This is a genomic window from Cohnella sp. SGD-V74 (genome assembly GCF_003001675.1).
Classification (GTDB): Bacteria; Bacillota; Bacilli; order Paenibacillales; family Paenibacillaceae; genus Cohnella.
Genome location: NZ_PVYW01000003.1, coordinates 282,378 through 301,792 on the forward strand (window position 1 = coordinate 282,378; position 19,415 = coordinate 301,792).

The window sequence follows — 19,415 nt, forward strand, 5'->3', positions numbered from 1 at the left end:
GTTTCGCCTCATTCGGCCCTGCATGCTTAAAGCTCCGGCGAGCATGCCGTTGGCGGTTCGCCTGGCGCTGATCGGATCTGCCGGACTTTACCGGCCTTCCTCCCGCCCGGACGCATCGCTTTCTTGCCGCTTGACGCCATCCATGAACCATTCGATCGCTTTCATCGCGTCTTCCAGGGCGGACGGGTCGGCCGCTTCCCGGGAGGCCAGCCACAGCGATGTCTCGTTCAAAGCTCCCGACAGAAAATGCGTCGTCACTTCCAACGGAACCGCCTTCAGGTAGCCGAGCTCCTGCATAATTTCCAGTTGTCCGCGCAGCAGGCGCATGGAATGCTTCTGATCCATGGCCCTCCAGACCTCCCAGCCTAATATGGCGGGACCGTCGATCAGCATAATCCGTTTGTTGCGCGGCTCTACCGCGGCCAGCACAAAGGCGCGGCAGCCGAAGAACAGCTGCTCCCACACGTCGTCGCTTGCCGATGCCGCCTGCTCGATCCGTTCCGCCACTTCCTGCTGCACCGCTTCGAGCACCGTGCGAAACAAATCCTTCTTGTTGCGAAAATGGTGGTACACCGCGCCGCGCGTAATGTTCGCCTCTTGGACGACCGCCTCCAGCGCCGTGTCCGCGTAGCCCCGTTCGGTAAAATGCTCCCTGGCGATCTCGACCAACCGGCGAATCGTCTCCTGCGCTTCCTCTTTGCTCTTCCTCATCGTACGCTCCGTCTGCCTCCGGAAATGTTCAACCTTGGCGTTCTTCCTCCGCATTCCATATCTCTTCCGAGTACTGTTTGCCGAACGATTCGGACGGAGGAATAATCTTGATCACATCGATCAGTATACCATTCGGATCGGAAGTCAGGAAGTGACGCTGCCCGAAGTCCTCGTCGCGGATGTCCAGATGCAGAGGAAGCCCTGCCCCGCGTATAAGCCGATCGTATTGGGCATCGACGTCGTCCGTCTCGAAGTTGAGAATCATCCCTCTCGCTTGCGTGCGATAAGCCTCCGGAATCGTCGGATGCGTATAATCGATGATCGCCAGCTCGTAAGCCGCTCCGTCGCCTCCCGTCCTTAAGCTCACATACCAGTCCGCTTCGAACACCGTCTCGAACCCGAAATGCCCGACGTAAAAAGCGGATGTCTCCTGCACCTTGTCCGTCATAATAACGGGATAAAAGCTGTTTGTCTTCATAATTGCAGTCTCCTCTCGATTATCGATTCTTTGTTAATTTAACATACATACTGTATGTATGTAAATAGACAATCGAATTCCGCTCATACGAAGCACATTGTTCTATGAAATCGAGTATCGTCCCCGAAATTCTGCTCAAACGAAGGACACTGTTCTAAGAAATCGAGTATCGTCCACAGAAAAAACGCAAGTTCCGGGGCGATAGAGCCCTGAAACTGCGTTTTTTTCCTCATTGCCATTCCTAATCCTGGACCGTATCCTCGGCTGTCCTACACAGTTAGAATCAACTCATTGGGACGGCGCCCTGTCTTCCCTTTACCAGGCGTAAGCCTGAGGAGCCGACCCTCCCGGTCCCGGGAAAATCTCGTCGATGCGCTTCAACACGTCGTCCGACAGTTCGAGATCGACGACGCGCAAAGCGCCTTCGAGCTGGCCGAGCGTGCGCGGCCCGATAATCGGCGCCGTCATCGCCGGATGAACGAGCGTCCAAGCGAGCGCCACGTTCGCATCACTCTCTCCGATGTCGCGGCACAGCGCCCCGAACGCTTCCAACTGCGCCCGATGGCGCTCCACGCGCTCCGGATTGCCGGCCCGCTTGGAGCCTTCGACCGGCCTCAGCGCATGTCCGCTCAGCAGGCCGCCGTCCAGCGGGCTCCACGCGATGACGCCGATGCCCAGCTCCTCCGCCGCAGGCAGCACTTCCAGCTCCGGCAAGCGGCACAGCAGGCTGTACTTGTGCTGCTCACTCACCAGACCGAGCGTCCGGCTCGCCTTGGCCTCGTACTGCGCCTTGACCAGGTCGCGGCCGGCGAAATTGCTCGATCCGACATAACCGATTTTGCCTTGATGGATCGCTACGCCGAACGCTTCCCACAGCTCGTCCCAGCTTACGTTGCGATCGACGTGATGCATTTGATAGAGTTCAATATGATCGGTCTGGAGCCGCTTAAGCGATCCTTCCAGATGACGACGAAGCTTGTAGGCGGACAGGCCGGCCTCGCTGTTCGGGCCGTCCGTCTCGTCGCTCATATCGCCGTAAAACTTCGTCGCCAGCACGACTTTCTCGCGCCTTCCCCCGCCTTGAGCGAACCAGCGGCCGATGATTTCCTCGGTCCGGCCGGCGTTTTTGCCCCAGCCGTAGATGTTGGCCGTATCGAAGAAATTGATTCCCGCGTCCAGCGCGGCGTCCATGATGCGGAAAGCTTCCTTCTCGTCCGTATCGACTCCGAAGTTCATCGTTCCCAGACACAGCTTGCTGACTTTCAGGCCGGATCGGCCCAAACGAGCGTATTTCATTTTCCCCACGCGCCTCTCCTCGAATGTTCTTCCCTATCCATTGTAACTTTCAAATAGATATCGATTCAAGAAAGCGTTGCGAAATTTGCCCTGCGAGTCGAAACGGGCGGCCAGCTCCCGGAAATCGGGCAATTTCGGATAAAGAGATTGGACGCGCGAAGGCTCCATCGTGAACAGCTTGGCCCAGTGAGGCCGCGCCCCGAACGGCTCGAGCTTGCTTTCGATCAGCGGCAGCACTTGCCGAACCGCCTCCCAGTCCGGCTTCCACGTAAAATGAATGCCCGCCGAGTTTTGCTTGTAGTTCGGGCTCATCCAGAGCTCGTCCCCCGCAATCGTACGAATCTCGGACACGTACAGCAACGGGGATATCCTCTCTCTGATGTCGGCTATCGCGCCAAGAGCCCGATAGACTTGATCCCGCGGGACGAAATATTCGCTCTGCAGCTCCTCTCCCGCGCTCGGGGTAAACTCCATCTTGAAATGCGCCAGCCGCTCGTGCCACGGTCCGGCAACGCCCATCTGCTCGCTGCAATTGTGAACGGGCTGCCCCGGCACGGGATGAAGCGGCTGAGTTGCCCTCTTCGCTCCGTAAAGCTCGGGTCCGGCAGGGGTGAATTGGCCGTCCGCCGCCGTTCGCTTCACCCACACTTGGTTGATCGCCGTATCCTTCCAGTCTGTGAAAAGGCTTACACTGTAGCCGGAGAAAAAAATGTCGTCCGCATGCTTCTCCAGCTGCGAGAGAGGCAAATTTTCATAGACGGTTTGGCTCACCTCGAAGGCAGGAACGACGTCCAGCGTCAGCTTCGTCACGACTCCCAACGCGCCCAGCCCGACGACCGCTCCCGCGAAGCCGCCGTCCTGCCCGTCCCGCGACAGCGCGACCGTCTCCCCGTCGGCGTTAACGATCTCCAGCGCCCTCACCGCCGTAGAGAGATTGCCGTTGCGGTTCCCGGAGCCGTGAGTGGCCGTCGCGCATGCGCCGGCTACGCTAATGTGCGGCAGCGACGCCAGATTGTGCAGCGCATAGCCGTTGTCGTTCAAATAGCCGCACAGCTCTCCATAGCGAATGCCCGCTTCGACCGTAACCGTCCCGCTCTCTCTGTCCAGACCGACGATCCGGTTCAACTTCGAGAGCGAGAGATGGCTCCCGTCGGTATCGGGAATGCCGTTAAACGAATGACGCGTGCCGAGCGCCTTGATCGTGCGGCTGCGGGCGACCAGCTCTTGAACTTGTTCGATGTTGTCCGGCGCATGGAGCTCCGAAGCGCCATACCGATAATTTCCAGCCCAGTTTCGTTCGTTTCCCACGTTTTCACGCTCCCTATCGGACTTAGGCCCGTCTCCCTTTCCACCAGCAGAGACGCAGCCGCCAACGCTAGTATACCAACTGTCGACGGCCAGCAATAGGGGCTATTCTATTCGGCTAAAACTTGTAGGCGACGATGCTCTCGACTGTTCCGCCCGGAGGCGTGTATTTCAAATAATAGGAGACCGAATCGTCGTTCCAGTAAGCGAGGCGCGACACCGAAGCGTGCAGCGAATCCCGCAAAATGTAACGGCCGTTCGCTAGCTGCGTCCCGTCCAGCTCCGCCTGATACACGTGGTCGTTGTTCTCGTCCCTCGTATGGAACAGCAGCTTCTTGCCGTCCGGAGACAGACTGTAGGAGACGCCGACGTCCAAGCCGTCGATTCTCGTCCCCAGCACGAGCGACGAGACTTCCCGAGTTTGCGGATCGTAGACGAACAACCCGTTCTCTCGATCGTAGGTCCCGTTGAACATCAACTCGCCGCCGGGCAAAAAGCGGTAATCCCCGATCGAATCGCGCGCCTTCCCTCCGGGAAAATCCAAATATAGCTCGGCCTCTCCCCCGTCCGGCGAAAATCTGTAGATGGCGTTATCCTTGTCCGCAAACGAACCGTCCACATAGATATATCCGCCGTAATAGCGCGGATTGCCGTAGCTGTAGCCGTATTTCGACGTATCGAAGATTTTCTTCAAATCCGCCCATTTCGCTTCTCCGCTTGCCGGCCGAATGAGACCGATTATACCGGGCACGCCGCCGATCACGTACTCGCCTTCCGGGTCGGCGAAGCTCCAGCGGGAGTTCGCTTCCGCGCCGTCCAGCACCCACGTCTCCCCGCTCTCCAGATCGCTGACGTAATGCCGCCCGTCCCGCTCGTACAACGACCGCCGTCCGTCCTCGGACACCTCCGACGCGCGCGTTTCCGACACTTTCCGAGGCTCATCCAGCCGTTCCAGTTCCGCCTTGTACAAGCCATCCGCCCGGTTAAACAGCATGCTTCCTTCGCGAACGTTCAGCACCTCTTCGAACCGCACCCGGTCTGGCAGCTCGACCGGGTCGCCTTGAATCAGGGGCAGCTTCTTCGCCTGGAGCTCCGATTTTACGTCGCTGCTTAAAACAAAGCTGCTCTCCCCGGTATGGCCGACCGCCTGCGCGGCGCATCCGCTCAGCGCGAACGCCAGAGCGACCGTACCCGCGCGTCCGAGCTTGCGCCATCCGCCGCCTCTTTTTCCGCATTCCATCGTCATCTTCTTCCATCCCTTCTGAATCGTTTCGGCGCCCCGTCTCATTAACGGCTTGCACGGTTCGCCCGCTCCTGTAATCTATCGCACGGATATAGACAATTCAGGCGGAGTTGTTGCCAACTTGCGACCGCAGCGGCAGCCTGATCTCCAAAACGACGGCGGCAGGACGAAGCGTCAGCGCGACGGAGCCGCGATGGAGCTCGACGATTTGTTTGCAGATTGCAAGGCCGAGCCCGACGCTCCCTCGCTCCTTGGAGCCCGAGGAACCGCTGCGGTAGAACGGCTCGAACGCCAGGTCCGCTTCGAAACGATGTCCGGGCTCGATCTCGTTGGCGATCGTCAGGACCGCCTCGGCGCCGACGGACGACAGCTCGGCTTCGATGACGCTGTCGGGCTTGCCGTATTTAATCGCGTTGTCCAAAACATTGTCCCATACTTTGCGCAGCTCGTCGGCATCCCCGCTTGCGACGAGCGGCTCCAGCCGGCAGCGAATGCGCTGCCCGCGCTCTTCCGCCTTCAGCCGCATCGCTTCCGCCGCATCGCCGATCGAATCTTCGAGCCGGACGGCTTCGTCGCGGCGATCCGCCGCATCGAACTCCCGCTTGGAATGCTCGATAATGTCCAGCATCATCCGATGCAGACGCCCGGACTCCCGGTGAATGCGGCCGGCCGCGTTACGCAGGAACGCCGGATCGTCGAAGTCGGGAGCTTGCAGTATTTGCGCATAGCCGGAGATCGTCGTCAGCGGCGTCTTCAATTCGTGGGTCACGTTGCGAAAGAAGCTTCGCCGGTTGCCCTCCAGGGCGACGACTTTGTTTCTCTCCGCCACGAGCGCCTCCATCTGCTCTTCCAGCTTGCCTCTCATCTCCTCGAAGCTCTTCGACAGCACCGCGATTTCGCTGCTCGCGGGAGGAATGCGCAGCGAATTGAAGCGGCCTTCGCCGAATTGCCGCATCGCGAAAGCAAGCTCGGACAGCGGTCGGGTCAGCCTGCGCGCGAAAGACCAGGCGAGCGCGGCCAACAACGCCCACAGCGCGAGCGAAAAGCCGATCAAGCTCTGCAGAACGACGGCGTCCCGGCGGAACGTCCCGGTGTAATCGGCGGTTAATCTGAGAAACCCAGCCGTCTCGTCCAGCGCGTATACCGGAAGCGTCAGCACGGCCAGGCTCTCCCCGCGGTCGTGATGCAGGCTGACGACGGATTGATTTTGCGCCGCGGCGGCCAAGTCGCTTGCCGCCGACCGCAGCAGCGCCGGCGAAGGCTTGGATTGCACCAGCACGTATCCTCCGTCCATCGGCAAGCTTTCGGCCTGGAACGTCCCGTCCGGCCCGTAGTAAGCCGCCCGGACATTGCCGCTCAGGCTGAGCGCGCGAATCAGCGTCTCGGGGTGCCCGGACGACGATCGCTCCGGCCGAACGTCGTTCAGCGTCAAGTAATAATCGATATGATCATAGACAAGCGACTGCAGCCGCTTCATCTCGTCGGCGATCGACGCTTGCGTATGCTGCTTCAAAAGATGGGACATATAGCCGTAAAAGCCCAGAGCCGCCACCGCGAACAGCAGTGCGATGCCGATCAGAAATTTGCGCCTCAGCGGACCGCTGCCTTCCCGGGGTTTGCGCCGAAGTTTCCCCGTCAGCACGTGCGGCTCCTTCCCCGCCACTTGTAGCCGATTCCGAACACCGTCTCGATAAGCGGCTCCTCCAGCTTTTTGCGGATTCGCTGAACATGGACGTCGACGGTGCGCAAGTCCCCGTCGTAGTCCATCTCCCACACCTGGTCCAATATCTCCTCTCTGGAGAACACCCGGTTGGGGTGATCGCGCAGCAGCAGAAGCAGCTCGTATTCCTTCGGCTTAAGCTTGATCGGACTTCCGTCCCGGTACACCGCGTAGCCCGGCCGATCCAGCTCCAGCCTGTCCGACAAAGCGACGAGGCCGGACGCCCGGGAGCCGCCGTCCCTCTCGATGTCCCTTCTTCGCAGCACCGCCCGAATCCGGGCGATCACCTCGCGGATTTCGAACGGTTTGGTCATGTAATCGTCCGCTCCGAGCTCCAGCCCGAGCACCTTGTCTACGAGATCGTGGCGCGCCGTCAGAAGGAGAATCGGAATCCGGACATTCGAAGACACTTTTCTGCACAGGTCAAAGCCGTCCGCGTCGGGCAGGTTGACGTCCAGCAGAAGGACGTCCGGCGCGAAGCGCTCCAGCAGCTCCATGCCTTCCTCTCCCGTCGCGGCGGCTCTCGCGTGAAATCCTTCCCGCCTCAGCGCGTACACGAGAATGTCGCGAATCGACTCCTCGTCTTCGATCGCCAGCACTTTAATCGCATCCGTCAACGACAAAGCTCCTTTATCCGTTAATGGATCAAGTATAGCAAATAAATGTTGCCAACTTTTAAACCTCCGCGAGCGAAAGGGGCTGTCCCATAAGTAGAGTCGTACCAGATTATCGATGAAAAAGAAGGGCATCTATCTCCCGGAGACTGCCTCATACGGTCCTGAAATGACCCTGTTGCGGGTCTATCCATTCGAAATTTCAGGATCGTATAGCATCGGAGGGAGATAGATGCCCCTGACATCCTTCCATCGATAATCGTTCGGTACGGCTTTATTTACTTATGGGACGGCCCCTTTGCCAGAGAACCGTTTATTTGAAATGTCCCCGAGGCTTCTTCCCGCTCCAGCGCTCGTCGACCTTCTCGCTAGCGGCCTGATAACGGGTATCGACACTCAGCCGGTACTGGTTGGTCGTGTTCTCGAGCGAGCAGTGCATCAGGAACATGCCGAAGATAAGCACGTCGCCGGCCCGGTATTCCGTCGTCGCCCACTGGCCCCCGAACCTCTCCGTCACGAGCAGGGGATCGTCGGTATAGTGACCGAAGCCGATGCCGTCGCGATCCGAATCCTTGGAGCCGTAAGACTGCTTCAGCTCTTCGAAGTTGTGGGAATCGAGACAGATCGCCAGCCCGCCCATAGCATAATCGATATCTCCCAGTGGCGACCAGACGGTGTACAAGTTATGCGTCCCTCTGCCCATATAGACGATGTCGTAATGCGCCCCTGTGAAATCCCCTTGGCCGACCGCCCGCAGCCACTTGTAGTGATACGTCAGCGATTGTTCCCCGAGCAGGTCGTCGAAAAAGCGCATAATGCGCTCCCCGTTGAGCACCTCAAGCAGTTCAGGCAAATCCTCGTTCGTTCCCCCCATGAAAATTGTCTTGCTGCCGTCCGCCACATAGCCTTCCTCCAGCAGCGTGTCCCGGTCGAGCTTGCCCATCCGGTCCATTTTCTCCAGAATGCGCCTTCTCGCCTTCATCACCTGTTCCCTGTCGTGGAAGTCCCGTAACAGCAAATAGCCGTCTTCCCGCAATCTGGCGCGCAGCGCCTCAATATCCCCCAACAGCTCGTTCGAGCTTCTTAATGACGTTAAATGTTCGCCTCCCAGTTCCAGCTCGCGACTGCCGACTTTCACTCTCATAGCTCCAGCACTCCTTCGAAGTTGATGCTTCTAATTGTAGAAGGCCGGTCGGCTCGGAACCATGTAACAGCGTGCTTATTTCATGTATAATCGTACGAAATATATAAAATATATGGCTGAATATTCGTATTAACATGTATGATAGAACAAAAAAAGGACGGAGACGCATGAGCCACAAACCGTACATGGACATCCCCTATGCTTTGGCGGATGCCGACGAGCTGCCGGAGTGCCGGTTTCGCTCAATCTGGAAAGTGCAAGCCAACGACGCCTATCAAGTGCGCCAGCCGAGCGGCTTTCCGGACTCGGGCATGTTCGTCACGTTCGCTGGGCAGGGTCGCCTTCAGCTTCCCTCCGGCACGCGCGACCTCACCGCCGGAACCTTCTTCATCGTGGATAAAAACGTCCCTTGTTCCTACCGATGCATGAATGACGACTGGAAGTTTTACTTTATCGATTATCGGGATGCGGGAATGGCCCGCCATCTGGAGCTTCCGGCCGGCGAGACGGCGACGACGGCGAAAATGCCGGAGATCGTGCGCCTGTGCGAGCGGCTGATCGACAGCCTGATCGTCCGGCCTGCCGGCTACCGTTACGGCGTTCACCTTCATCTGCAGGAGCTGCTGCTGCTCCTCGCCAGGGAACGATACGACAGCCGCGTCACTCGTTATCCGGAGCTGGACGAGGTGCTCCATCTGATGCATCGCAACATCGGCATGACGCTGCGCGTCGAAGAGGCCGTTCAACGGACGGGACTGTCCCGGACGGCTTTCTTCCAACGTTTTCGCGAGATGACGGGAACGTCTCCGACCCGCTATATGCTGGAACTGAAGCTGGCCTCGGCCAAAGTCTCGCTCGAAACGACGAGCCTGTCGGTCAAGGAAATCGCGGACGCGCTCGGCTTCTACGACGAATTCCATTTCTCGCGGACATTTAAGCGGCATTACGGCGTCTCTCCTCGCGCTTACCGGCAAGACGGTCCGGACTGAACTTCACGTTTCTCCCCCCAAAAAAATTGACATTGACAAAAATAATTATTTGTGTTATAATAAAATATTTTTGTATTTACAACACTATCTTCTTTTGTTATCTTACGATTATCCGTCGCATGCACTTCTCTCTTCTCTGCGAACGTCCAAGGCGGAGCGATAACAAGGAGGAATCCACCGATGCTGATCAAGCCAGGAATTGCCGCGCTCGAACTAACCGCCGTCATCATGGGCAGGCCGAACACGATTTACCCCGTCCTGCTATGGGACGAGGAGGAAGCCGTCCTCGTCGACACGGGCTATCCCGGACAGGCCGACCTGATTGCCGCCGAACTCGGGACATACGCTCTTCCTTCGGGCGGCCTAACGCGAATCGTCCTTTCCCACCAAGACATCGATCATATCGGCTCGCTGCCCGTTCTCGCAGCTCGATCCGCCGGCGCGGTCTCGGTCATGTCCAGCGCCTTCGAGAAGCCCTATATCGAAGGCCAACTCCGCCTGCTTAGAATAACGCCAGAAGCGATCGAGCAAGCCGTGAGGTCCCTCCCCCCGAACGTATCCGACGAGTGGAAGCAGGCGTTCCGGCATTCGCTGGAACATCCCCCAAGCTGCCCGGTGAGCGATATCGTCAATGACGGCCAAGAGCTCTCTTGCTGCGGAGGCATAACCGTCATCGCCACACCGGGCCATACGCCGGGTCATATCAGCCTCTACCACCGGGCCAGCAAGACGCTGATTGCCGCGGACGCTTTAACGGTGAACGAGGCAGGCGAGCTGTGCGGCCCGGACCCGGCGACGACGCTCGATCCGGAGCAGGCAAGACGCTCCCTAGCCAAACTGCTGGACTACGACATCGAAGCCGTCGTCTGTTATCACGGCGGACTGTACCGCGGCGACGTGCGGGGAAGATTGTCGGAACTCGCGCAGCCGGCCGGCATTTAGAGCTTCGGCTGGAAGGAACATCGCCCGGCCAACAACCGGAAACCTTCGGCCGCTCCGGTATGTTACAATAAAGGCATCCTGAATTTATTCCTCATACGGGAGGCCCGCGCCGTCATGTCGAGCGATCAATCCTATACGACCGAAGAAATCGCCAAACTGTTGAAAATATCGAAGCTGACCGTGTACGACCTGATCAAAAAAGGCAAGCTCCCTTCGTATCGGGTGGGCAAGCAGATGCGGGTCGACGCGGCGGATCTGGAAGCGTACAAGCGTCAGGCCAAGGGAATCGCCCAATCGCCCTCGCCCGCTGCATCCGAAGAGCCCCCGAGCGCTCGTCCAGAGCCAAGGCAGGCATCCGGCATTCGTCCTCTCGTCATTACGGGACAGGATATGAGCCTCGACATTTTATCCAAGCATTTGGAGAACCGCGCAACCGGGTTCCGGCCGCTCCGCTCGTTCGCCGGTTCGCTGGACAGCTTGATCTCGATGTATCGGGGAGAATCCGACCTGGTCAGCACGCATCTGCTGGACGGGGACACCGGGGAGTACAATCTGCCCTACATCAAGAAAATTTTAGTCGGCTCTTCTTACGTCGTCGTGAACCTGCTCTCCCGTCAAGCCGGATTTTACGTGCGCCAAGGCAATCCCCTCGGCCTCCAAGACTGGCCGGACCTTGCCAAACCCGGCGTGCGCCTCGTTAACCGCGAGGTCGGCTCCGGCGCCAGAGTGCTGCTGGACGAGCAGCTCAGGCTGAATCGCATCGCTCCCTCTTCGTTGCTGGGATACGATGCGCTCGAGTCCAATCATCTGGCCGTCGCGGGCAAAGTCGGATTGGGCGAGGCGGACGTCGGCATCGGGATCGAGAAGGCGGCCGCGATCGTCGGCAACGTCACCTTCGTCCCGCTGATCCGCGAGCGCTACGATCTCGTCATGAGAAAATCGCCCGACAATGCCCGATGGATCGAGGCGGTCATGGACATTTTGAAATCCGATGCTTATTTGAGCGAGCTGCGGGCGATCCAGGGCTACGACCTGTCGCAGACCGGCCGCATTCTGCTGGAGACCTGATCCCGCAACGAGAAGAAGCACAAGGCGACCCGATCCCGGGCTGCGCCTTGTGCTTCTTTGTTGAGCTGCGGACATGTCGCCCGCTTCTAGATCGTAAACTGCCGAACCAGCTTCTGCAAATCTTTGGAAATATCCGACAGCGTCTGAGAGGAGCGGGTCATCTCCTCGCTGGACGCCTGCTGCTCTTCCGTCGTCGCCGCCACTTGCTGAGACATGCCGGCCGTCTGTCTGGCAATATGCCCCATGTTGGAGATCGAAGCCGCGACCTCCTCCGAGCTGGCCGCGAGCTGCTCCGCCGCCGCCGCGGCTTCCTGGATCCGGGTGGACACTTCGCCCGTGGAGGAGACGATCTCCTGGAACGCCTGCTCGGCGTGGTCCACGGCGAGTACGCCCTCCTGTACCTCCTGCAAGCTCAGCCGCATCGCTTCCGCGGCGTCGAGCGTATCCTTCTGGATCGTCGCGATCAGCTCGATGATGCCTTTGGACGACTCATCGCTCTGCGAAGCGAGCTTGCGCACCTCCCCGGCTACGACGGCAAAGCCTTTGCCGTGCTCTCCCGCTCTGGCCGCTTCGATCGCGGCGTTCAGCGCCAGCAGATTGGTGCGGTAGGCGATCTCGCCGATCAGGCCGGAAATTTCGCTGATCTGGGCCGATTGCTCCTCCAGCTTGACGATCGTGCGGCCGGCTTGCTCGACGGTCTCGGACAAGCGCTGCATATGATCCGACACCTCGACCATTTTCGCCGAGCCGCTGCTTGCCTGCTGGGCAGCCTGCTGCGACAGCTCCGACACTTCTCCCGTCGTCTCGGCGATCCGCTGGACGCCTTCCGCCATCTCGTCGATGACGCGTCCGCATTCCGCGGCGGTGCTCGCTTGCTCTTCCGAGCCGGCAGCCACCTGGTTGATCGACTCCGACACGTGCCGGGCCGCTTCAGAGTTTTGCTCGGAGCTCGCATACAGCTGGGCGGACGCCGTTGCCACCGACGTAGAGGCGTCCTGCATCTGCTGGACGGATTGCCGCAGCGCAAGCACCGTCTTATTGACGGACTCCATCATGACGCCGAATTCATCCTTGCGATCGATGCGAAGCAGATCGACGCGCAGATCGCCCGCCGAAATTCGGTTCATGACCGCCGTCGTCGCTTTAAGCGGCCTCGTCAGATTCATGATCAGCCACCAGGCCAACGCGCCTACGACGACGAGGATTCCGATTCCCAGGAAAAACAGCACGCCCGATGTCGCCTCGTACACCGCCTTGCTCTCGTTTTTGCTGTTGTTGGCTCCCTCGTGGTTGTACACGATCAGTCCTTCGACTACGGTCTTCAGATGACCGAACGATTGCGACACGTCTGCCATCGCGGCGGCCGCTTCTTCCTTCGTAGCGTTGGGATCGGCCGTCTTGGCCAGATCTTGCTGGAATTGGTTCCACGCTTGAACGAGAGATTCGTATTGGGCGACGTCCTCTTCCCCCGCCAACGTTTTCTCGTATTGTTTGATGTCTTCGTCGATCGCGCTCACGAGCGCCGTTCTCGCATCCGCGAGCTGCTTCGACTGATCCGCGTCTTGGACGCTTAATGATTGATAATAATTGCCAAGGAACTGCTCGATCTTCAAATTCGCCTGCAAAATGGTCTCTGTGCCTCGGAGCCAATGGTCGGTGACCTCGTCCGTAAAATCGCTGACCTGTTTGATCTGCGACAGACCCGTCCACCCCAATGCAAAAACGAAGATCAATACGATTGCAAACGAACTTAGCAGCTTTGCCCTTACGGATCTCATTAGCTTCCCCCTGTTCTTAGATGACAACGGCAAATTAGGCTCTGCCTATTGCTATCATAGAAGGGGAAATGTTAAAAAACTATTAAAAATTATACTTGAATTGTAAAAATGAGGATATCAAGCGACAATTATATTTTTCCAGTCGTTAACCGCTTTCCTTAGGCGTCTTAACCCTCTTACAGCCCCTTCGTTTGGGTCCATTTATGATTTGACGTTTACGACGTACGGAGCGGTAATGACTTGGCCTTCGTGTTTGAATTGAGCCCATATTTTGTAGAGGCCGGCATGCGGAAAAGAAGTCGAGAACTCGGCCACCGGTCCCGTCGCTTTCTCGTCGATCGGGTGCACGTGAAGATACTGCTCCGCATCCGCCGATAAGATTACGACGTGGCCGACGGCGCCCAGGTACGGTTCGAGGTCGTCAATTGCCTCCTTCGTCTTGTCGTCGCGTATCGTAAAAGAAAGCTTGACGTCCTTGCCCGGCTTGACCTCGTCAAGCGCAAGCTCGATTTCCTTGCCGTCTGTCGAGCGAACGAGCCGCTCGTCCTGCTTAAGCTCGACATGAGCCGCTTCCTCGCCTTCCACCGTCACCCATTCGCTCAGCGTCAAGTTTTTGCCGCCTTCGGGGATGAAGTCCGCGAACACCTTGTACTGTCCGCCCGATGGAAAAGCGGTCGTTACCGCAAACTCCCCGTCTCCCCGGTAATCGGGGTGAATATGGTCGAAGTAGGCCAAGTCGTGATCCACGACGATCAGATGAAGCAGCTTCTCGTGGTTGACTTCGTACTTGTCTACGGGAATTCCCTGCCGGTCCGTAATACGAATGGTCAGCTCTGTCTCTTCGTTGGCAGCCGCCCGGCCGGCGGCGAAGGCGAACGAAGCCTGCAGGCCGCTCTCCCCCGCCGCATTCGGCTCGTCATGCCCTCCATGCCCGGAAGCGTGCCGGCTTTCGCCGGACTTGCCGCAGGAGGCGAGCAGCGCCGCCGCGACAAGCGCGCTCGCAACCGTCAGCATGATGCGTCTATTCATTCTCAAGCACAATCACTCCGTTTCCTAATTGCCGTTGGGATCGATCAGGCGCGTTTGATTTTGACGCGCTGCAGGCGAAGCGCGTTCAGCACGACTGACACCGAGCTCAGCGCCATCGCCGCTCCCGCGACCCACGGCGCGAGCAGGCCGACCGCCGCGATCGGAATGCCCAGCGTATTGTAGCCGAGCGCCCAGAACAGATTTTGCCGGATATTGCTCATCGTCTTCCGGCTCATGTAGATGGCGTCGGGAATGCTGGACAGATCGCCGCGCATCAGCGTGACGTCGGCGGCTTCCATCGCCACGTCCGTCCCGGTCCCGATCGCCATCCCGATGTCCGCCGTCGCCAGCGCCGGGGCGTCGTTAATGCCGTCGCCGACCATCGCCACCTTTTTGCCGCTCGCTTGCAGCTTGCGCACTTCCTCCGCCTTCCCTTCCGGGAGCACTTCGGCCAGCACCTTGTCGATGCCTACCTGGGCGGCGATCGCCTTGGCCGTCCGCTCGTTGTCGCCCGTAATCATCACGACTTCGATGCCCATATCCTTCAGCTTGCGAACGGCTTCGGCGGACGTTGTCTTGATCGTGTCGGCTACCGCGACCATCCCCGCATAGCGGTTATCGATCGCCGCGAGCATCGCCGTTTTGCCGGATTCCTCCAGCAGCGACATCGTCTCGTACGCCGCGCTTGCGTCCACGTTGTACCGCTCCATCAATTTGCGCGTTCCGACGAGAACCCGTTTGCCCTGCGCTTCGGCTTGAATGCCATAGCCGGGAATCGCTTCGAACGATTCGGCCGCGGCGATGCGGATGTTCCTCTTTCCGATGCCGGCGACGATCGCTTCCGCGAGCGGGTGCTCGGACTGAAGCTCCGCGGCTCCGACGAGACGGAGAAATTCCGTTTCGTCGCCGACCGCGATCACGTCGGTCAGCTCCGGCTTGCCGTTCGTCACCGTGCCCGTCTTATCCAGAACGACGGTGTCGACTTTGTGCGTCTGCTCCAGATGCTCGCCGCCTTTGAACAGAATTCCCAGCTCCGCTGCACGGCCCGATCCGGCCATAATGGAAGTCGGCGTGGCAAGGCCAAGCGCGCAAGGACAAGCGATGACCAGAATCGCGATCGCCTTCTCCAGCGCTTCGGCGAAATCGCCGGGCGCGGCGAAGAAGTACCAGATGAGGAAAGCCGCGATGGCTACGCCGACGACGATCGGCACGAAGATGCCCGAGATCGCGTCCGCCACCCGCTGAATCGGCGCCTTGGAGCCTTGAGCCTCTTCGACAACCTTGATAATCTGGGCCAGCGCCGTGTCTTTGCCGACCTTGGTCGCCTTTACGCGAAGCGCGCCGTTCTTGTTGATCGTCGCTCCGATTACGGCGTCGCCCGCTTTCTTGCCGACGGGCAGGCTCTCGCCGGTCAGCATCGATTCGTCAACGGACGATACGCCCTCCATTACTTCCCCGTCCACCGGAATTTTGTCTCCCGGACGGACGAGCACGATATCTCCCGCCAGCACCTCTTCGACCGGCACCGTCAGCTCCTGTCCGTCGCGTACGACGAGCGCCGTTTTGGCCTGCAGGCCCATCAGCGACTTGATCGCCTCCGAAGTGCGGCCTTTGGCGCGGGATTCCAGCAGCTTGCCCATAATGACCAGCGTAATCAGAATCGCGCTCGTCTCGTAGTACAGCGCCGGACCGTGATGCTGCATGCCGGCTGCGGCATACCAGTCGATCGTCAGGTACAGACTGTAGAAGAACGCGGCCGAGGTGCCGAGCGCCACGAGCACGTCCATATTCGCGCCGCCGCCCCGAAGCGCCTTGTACGCTCCGACGTAGAACTGTTTGCCGACGTAGAATTGCACCGGAGCGGCAAGAAGCAGTTGGAACCACGGCTCCATGAACAGCTCCGGCAAGTAGATCCAAGAGGTGAACGAGAAGTGGGCGACCATGCTCCACAGCAGCGGCAGCGACAGAGCGGCCGACAAGATCAGCTTGTTCTTCTGCTTACGGGTTTCCTTGGCGCGCCGATCCTCCGCGTTCGCGTCTTCCTGCCGGACGATCGCCCGGTAACCGAGCTGCTTGACCTTGCCCTGCATATCGCCGACCGAGACGCTTCCCGGATTGAACTCCACGCGGGCGGATTCGAGCGCGAAGTTGACGGTAACGCCCGTCACGCCGGGAAGCTTCGCCAGCCCCTTCTCGATCCGGTTGGCGCACGCCGCGCACGTCATGCCTTCCAGCTTGAACTGCGCGACCTCCTTGGCGGTATCGTATCCCAGCTTGCGGATCGTCTCCTCCATTCGTTCGATGCCGACTTTCGCCGGATCGTACGTGACGCTCGCCTGCTCGACCGCGAAGTTGACGTTGGCGGCCGAGACGCCCTCCAGCTTGCCGAGTCCTTTCTCGATCCGGTTGGCGCATGCCGCGCACGTCATGCCGGTAATTTGCAAAGACGTCATCTTCGTATCGCTTGTCGCCGTCGTTTCCACTGTCGCTCACTCCTTAGTCGCGCAAGCCGATTAAGACTTTACGTCGTATCCTTGATCCTCGATCGCCGCTTTGATTTTGTCGACGGTTGTGCTGGCTTCGTTATAAGTCACTTCGACCGACCCGCTTTTCAGATCGACGGTTCCTTCCGCTCCGATCTCCTTCAGCGCGCCTTCAACGGAGTTTACGCAATGCTGGCAGCTCATGCCTTCGACTTTCAAAATGGTTTTAGCCATGTTTCATCAACCTTTCGGATAAGATTTTGATTTCTGACGTTAGTATACCCCTCTACCCTATATTTAGTCAACAACTATTTTTAGAATACCGGGGTACCCTATACCGAACGTAATGCGACTATTGCCTTCCAGGGAGTAAAAAAAGGGCAGCGCCGCCGCTGCCCGTTCCGTGTCACTTCATCATTTTGTTCATCGTCGTCATCAATTCGTTGATGACGTCCATGTCGCCTTCCTGAATTCGTTCTACGACGCAGCTCTTCATATGATTCTCGAACAGCAGCTTCCCTACTCCGTTTAGCGCCGATTGGATGGAGGCGATTTGGTTGAGCACGTCGTCGCAGTACGTATCCTTCTCGATCAGTCCCTTGAGTCCGCGCACTTGGCCTTCGATCCGGTTGAGGCGGCTGACCAGGCTGTTTTTCACCTTGTCGGAGTGGTGGCTCTTGCGAACCGAGCTTCCGTCCGAGCAGCATTCCGCTCCGTCCTCCGTCCCGTGTTCCAGTTGTTCCGTCGACGTATCCATGCGGATCGACCTCCTTCCTTTTCTCCTAATATACTCCCATCCCCTATAAAAGTAAATCCCGTTACCGCCCTCCGCCCGGATCGAACACCGCTCCCGCGAACAGAACGCAGCCCGTGCCGCCGTCAACGATCGCCGCGATAAACGGCCTGTCTACCTTCATTTCGAACGGCTCCTCCGGAGGCGCCGCGCCGGCAAGCATCTCCACCACCGTCGCCGCTGCCGCTTCGGTGCCTTCCTCGTCCATGGCGAGGGCGGCCCGGTGCGTAACCTTGCTGATGAACAGGTTCGGGGGCTCGGGCGCCATCGCGGAGAAATCCGCACGGTCCGGTTCGAACGCTTCCGCGATTCCCGCTCGCCGCAGCGTGCCGACCAAATCTTCGGAATACTCCAAGCGAAGCCTGGGGACTTCGATGCTTCCTGGCCGCGCTTCGTACGATTCCGTCAGCAGACCCGGATTCTCCGCCAGCCGAACCGCCAATTCGGACAACGGGACGTCTTCGTCCGGCATCAGAACGGCCATGTAGGCCGACTCGCGTTTCCCGTAAGGGAGCCGGATCGCTTCATAACCGTCCTTCTTCGCGTAAAGGTAACGGCCTCCGCCGCTCATCATGGGCACCGATACCGTCTCGCCGGGAGAGACGCGGAAGAGACCGTCCTTCGTCCGGTTCGGGTTAAACGGAGTCGTCCATGCGCCGTTAAAATAAACCGCGTTCAGAACGTACATGGCCGCATCCGCCTCCACGCTCTCCAGCATCCGCTTGATTTTGCCCTCGGTCGCATTCTCCACCCATTCGTTCATCGTTCGCAGCGTTTGCGGTGCGGCGAAGTCGACCCGCTCGACCTCCGCTCCGAAGTCGTCCCGGCTTCTGCCGACGAATTCGTCCAGGAACGGCTTGCCTTCATTCAGCCACAACGAGTTGACGACGTTCGTCCGGATGCCCTCTTCTCCCGGATGACGAAGCAGATCGAGCAGCGCCCGATAGCCTTCCCCGATCTCGTCGTTTGTTTTCCCGCCGAGCCCCAGCGCCTCCCGCATTTCTTCCCCCGTCTTACCCGCTCCGCCCGTCGTCGCCAGCGCCAGCGCGGAAGACACGCTTAACGGAGACAGCAGCACGTTCTGTGCCGGACGCTCGGCCATCAGCTTCTCCATCAGCGACAAACCGAACCCGTTGGCAGCCTGCACGAGGCTTGAATCGACGTCTTGGGCCATATACGCGCTCACCCGCCTCTCTTCGCTCAGCGAGTCCGAATTGTTCCCCGCTCCCGAATTTCCGCAGCCCGAGCAGGCGATTACCGCCGCCATACCTAAACCGACAGCCGTTTTGCGCACGTCTCATCCCCCATTTCTTTACTGAACATGACGTTCCCTGGAAGAAAGAAGTTGCAGCCCAGCGAAAATCGGATTGTCCGGCAAACCGCAGCAGGGCTATTCCGCTCATCCTTGGATGCGCCGCGGAATAGCCCTGCTGCGGGAGTGCGATCTATTCGACAAGAGCGTTCTTCGCCGCGATGACGAATTGTTCGAAGAACGCGTCGTCCTCCTCCAACCTCTCGTCCACCGTCTGAATTTCCTCTTCGCTGCCGGATCGGTCGCTGAAATTCAGCGCATAGCTCCAATTGTTTTTCCCGTTGTCGCTTTGAATCGTCACTTCGTAGCCTTGCTTGTGGTTTTCGATCTCGAAGCGAATGAGGCCGACGTATCCGTTGTCCTCGTCCCGAATCATTTTCGCGCTAAGTATAGTTGCCTTCATGCCGTCACCTCCTCATCAGCGATGTATCAAGCTTCGAATTGTTACGATTTGTATCTTATTTTTAGATTATAACCTTATTTTAGCTGAATGCGAGCTGAAAATTATAA

General features: G+C 58.9%; 18 protein-coding genes. 3 read left to right on the top strand and 15 right to left on the bottom strand.

Annotated features, from left to right (window positions below; all coding sequences use genetic code 11):
- Positions 1 to 87 precede the first annotated feature (87 nt).
- The 8 genes from B0G52_RS06170 to B0G52_RS06205 form a co-directional block, all read right to left on the bottom strand.
- Positions 88 to 711, bottom strand: a complete 624-nt coding sequence (locus tag B0G52_RS06170; RefSeq protein ID WP_094042867.1) for a TetR/AcrR family transcriptional regulator — start codon at positions 709 to 711, stop codon at positions 88 to 90.
- A 28-nt stretch (positions 712 to 739) separates the two neighbouring features.
- A complete protein-coding gene (locus B0G52_RS06175; protein ID WP_094042658.1) occupies positions 740 to 1,189 on the bottom strand; it encodes a VOC family protein in 450 nt (149 codons plus the stop codon).
- Positions 1,190 to 1,504: 315 nt separating this feature from the next.
- A complete protein-coding gene (locus B0G52_RS06180; protein WP_094042659.1) occupies positions 1,505 to 2,485 on the bottom strand; it encodes an aldo/keto reductase in 981 nt (326 codons plus the stop codon).
- Positions 2,486 to 2,518: 33 nt separating this feature from the next.
- Positions 2,519 to 3,793 (bottom strand): FAD-binding protein, encoded by a 1,275-nt coding sequence (locus B0G52_RS06185; RefSeq protein ID WP_094042660.1) that lies wholly within the window; start codon positions 3,791 to 3,793, stop codon positions 2,519 to 2,521.
- A 115-nt stretch (positions 3,794 to 3,908) separates the two neighbouring features.
- Positions 3,909 to 5,036, bottom strand: a complete 1,128-nt coding sequence (locus tag B0G52_RS06190) for a TolB-like translocation protein (RefSeq protein ID WP_143762525.1) — start codon at positions 5,034 to 5,036, stop codon at positions 3,909 to 3,911.
- Between the two features lie 97 nt (positions 5,037 to 5,133).
- On the bottom strand, positions 5,134 to 6,675 hold the full coding sequence (locus tag B0G52_RS06195; protein ID WP_143762526.1) for a sensor histidine kinase: 1,542 nt from the start codon (positions 6,673 to 6,675) through the stop codon (positions 5,134 to 5,136).
- Positions 6,669 to 7,370, bottom strand: a complete 702-nt coding sequence (locus B0G52_RS06200) for a response regulator transcription factor (RefSeq protein WP_233162418.1) — start codon at positions 7,368 to 7,370, stop codon at positions 6,669 to 6,671. Before B0G52_RS06200 ends, B0G52_RS06195 begins: the two co-directional genes overlap by 7 nt.
- 310 nt (positions 7,371 to 7,680) lie before the next feature.
- Positions 7,681 to 8,511: a phytanoyl-CoA dioxygenase family protein gene (locus B0G52_RS06205; RefSeq protein ID WP_094042664.1), complete on the bottom strand. Its 831-nt coding sequence runs from the start codon at positions 8,509 to 8,511 to the stop codon at positions 7,681 to 7,683.
- Positions 8,512 to 8,678: 167 nt separating this feature from the next.
- Between B0G52_RS06205 and B0G52_RS06210 the strand changes: the two genes are divergently transcribed.
- From B0G52_RS06210 to B0G52_RS06220, 3 genes are all read left to right on the top strand, one after another.
- A complete protein-coding gene (locus B0G52_RS06210; RefSeq protein WP_158223606.1) occupies positions 8,679 to 9,500 on the top strand; it encodes a helix-turn-helix domain-containing protein in 822 nt (273 codons plus the stop codon).
- Between the two features lie 180 nt (positions 9,501 to 9,680).
- Entirely contained in the window at positions 9,681 to 10,442 is a 762-nt protein-coding gene (locus B0G52_RS06215; RefSeq protein WP_094042666.1) for an MBL fold metallo-hydrolase, read from the top strand.
- A 114-nt stretch (positions 10,443 to 10,556) separates the two neighbouring features.
- Positions 10,557 to 11,510, top strand: coding sequence for a helix-turn-helix transcriptional regulator (locus B0G52_RS06220; RefSeq protein ID WP_094042667.1), 954 nt, complete (start codon positions 10,557 to 10,559; stop codon positions 11,508 to 11,510).
- A gap of 86 nt (positions 11,511 to 11,596) precedes the next feature.
- Here the strand turns inward: B0G52_RS06220 and B0G52_RS06225 are convergent, their stop codons facing one another.
- The 7 genes from B0G52_RS06225 to B0G52_RS06255 all read right to left on the bottom strand — a co-directional run bounded on the left by B0G52_RS06225 (position 11,597) and on the right by B0G52_RS06255 (position 19,308).
- Positions 11,597 to 13,288: a methyl-accepting chemotaxis protein gene (locus tag B0G52_RS06225; RefSeq protein WP_094042668.1), complete on the bottom strand. Its 1,692-nt coding sequence runs from the start codon at positions 13,286 to 13,288 to the stop codon at positions 11,597 to 11,599.
- Between the two features lie 201 nt (positions 13,289 to 13,489).
- Positions 13,490 to 14,317, bottom strand: coding sequence for a hypothetical protein (locus B0G52_RS06230; protein ID WP_094042669.1), 828 nt, complete (start codon positions 14,315 to 14,317; stop codon positions 13,490 to 13,492).
- 44 nt (positions 14,318 to 14,361) lie between these two features.
- Positions 14,362 to 16,770: a heavy metal translocating P-type ATPase gene (locus B0G52_RS06235; protein ID WP_094042868.1), complete on the bottom strand. Its 2,409-nt coding sequence runs from the start codon at positions 16,768 to 16,770 to the stop codon at positions 14,362 to 14,364.
- A 60-nt stretch (positions 16,771 to 16,830) separates the two neighbouring features.
- The gene (locus B0G52_RS06240) at positions 16,831 to 17,034 is read right to left on the bottom strand and encodes a cation transporter (RefSeq protein WP_094042670.1); all 204 of its coding nucleotides are present in this window, start codon (positions 17,032 to 17,034) and stop codon (positions 16,831 to 16,833) included.
- A 172-nt stretch (positions 17,035 to 17,206) separates the two neighbouring features.
- A complete protein-coding gene (locus B0G52_RS06245) occupies positions 17,207 to 17,557 on the bottom strand; it encodes a metal-sensitive transcriptional regulator (protein WP_094042671.1) in 351 nt (116 codons plus the stop codon).
- A 61-nt stretch (positions 17,558 to 17,618) separates the two neighbouring features.
- Positions 17,619 to 18,887 (bottom strand): serpin family protein, encoded by a 1,269-nt coding sequence (locus B0G52_RS06250; protein ID WP_143762527.1) that lies wholly within the window; start codon positions 18,885 to 18,887, stop codon positions 17,619 to 17,621.
- Positions 18,888 to 19,038: 151 nt separating this feature from the next.
- A complete protein-coding gene (locus B0G52_RS06255; protein WP_094042673.1) occupies positions 19,039 to 19,308 on the bottom strand; it encodes a hypothetical protein in 270 nt (89 codons plus the stop codon).
- Between the last annotated feature and the right edge of the window lie 107 nt (positions 19,309 to 19,415).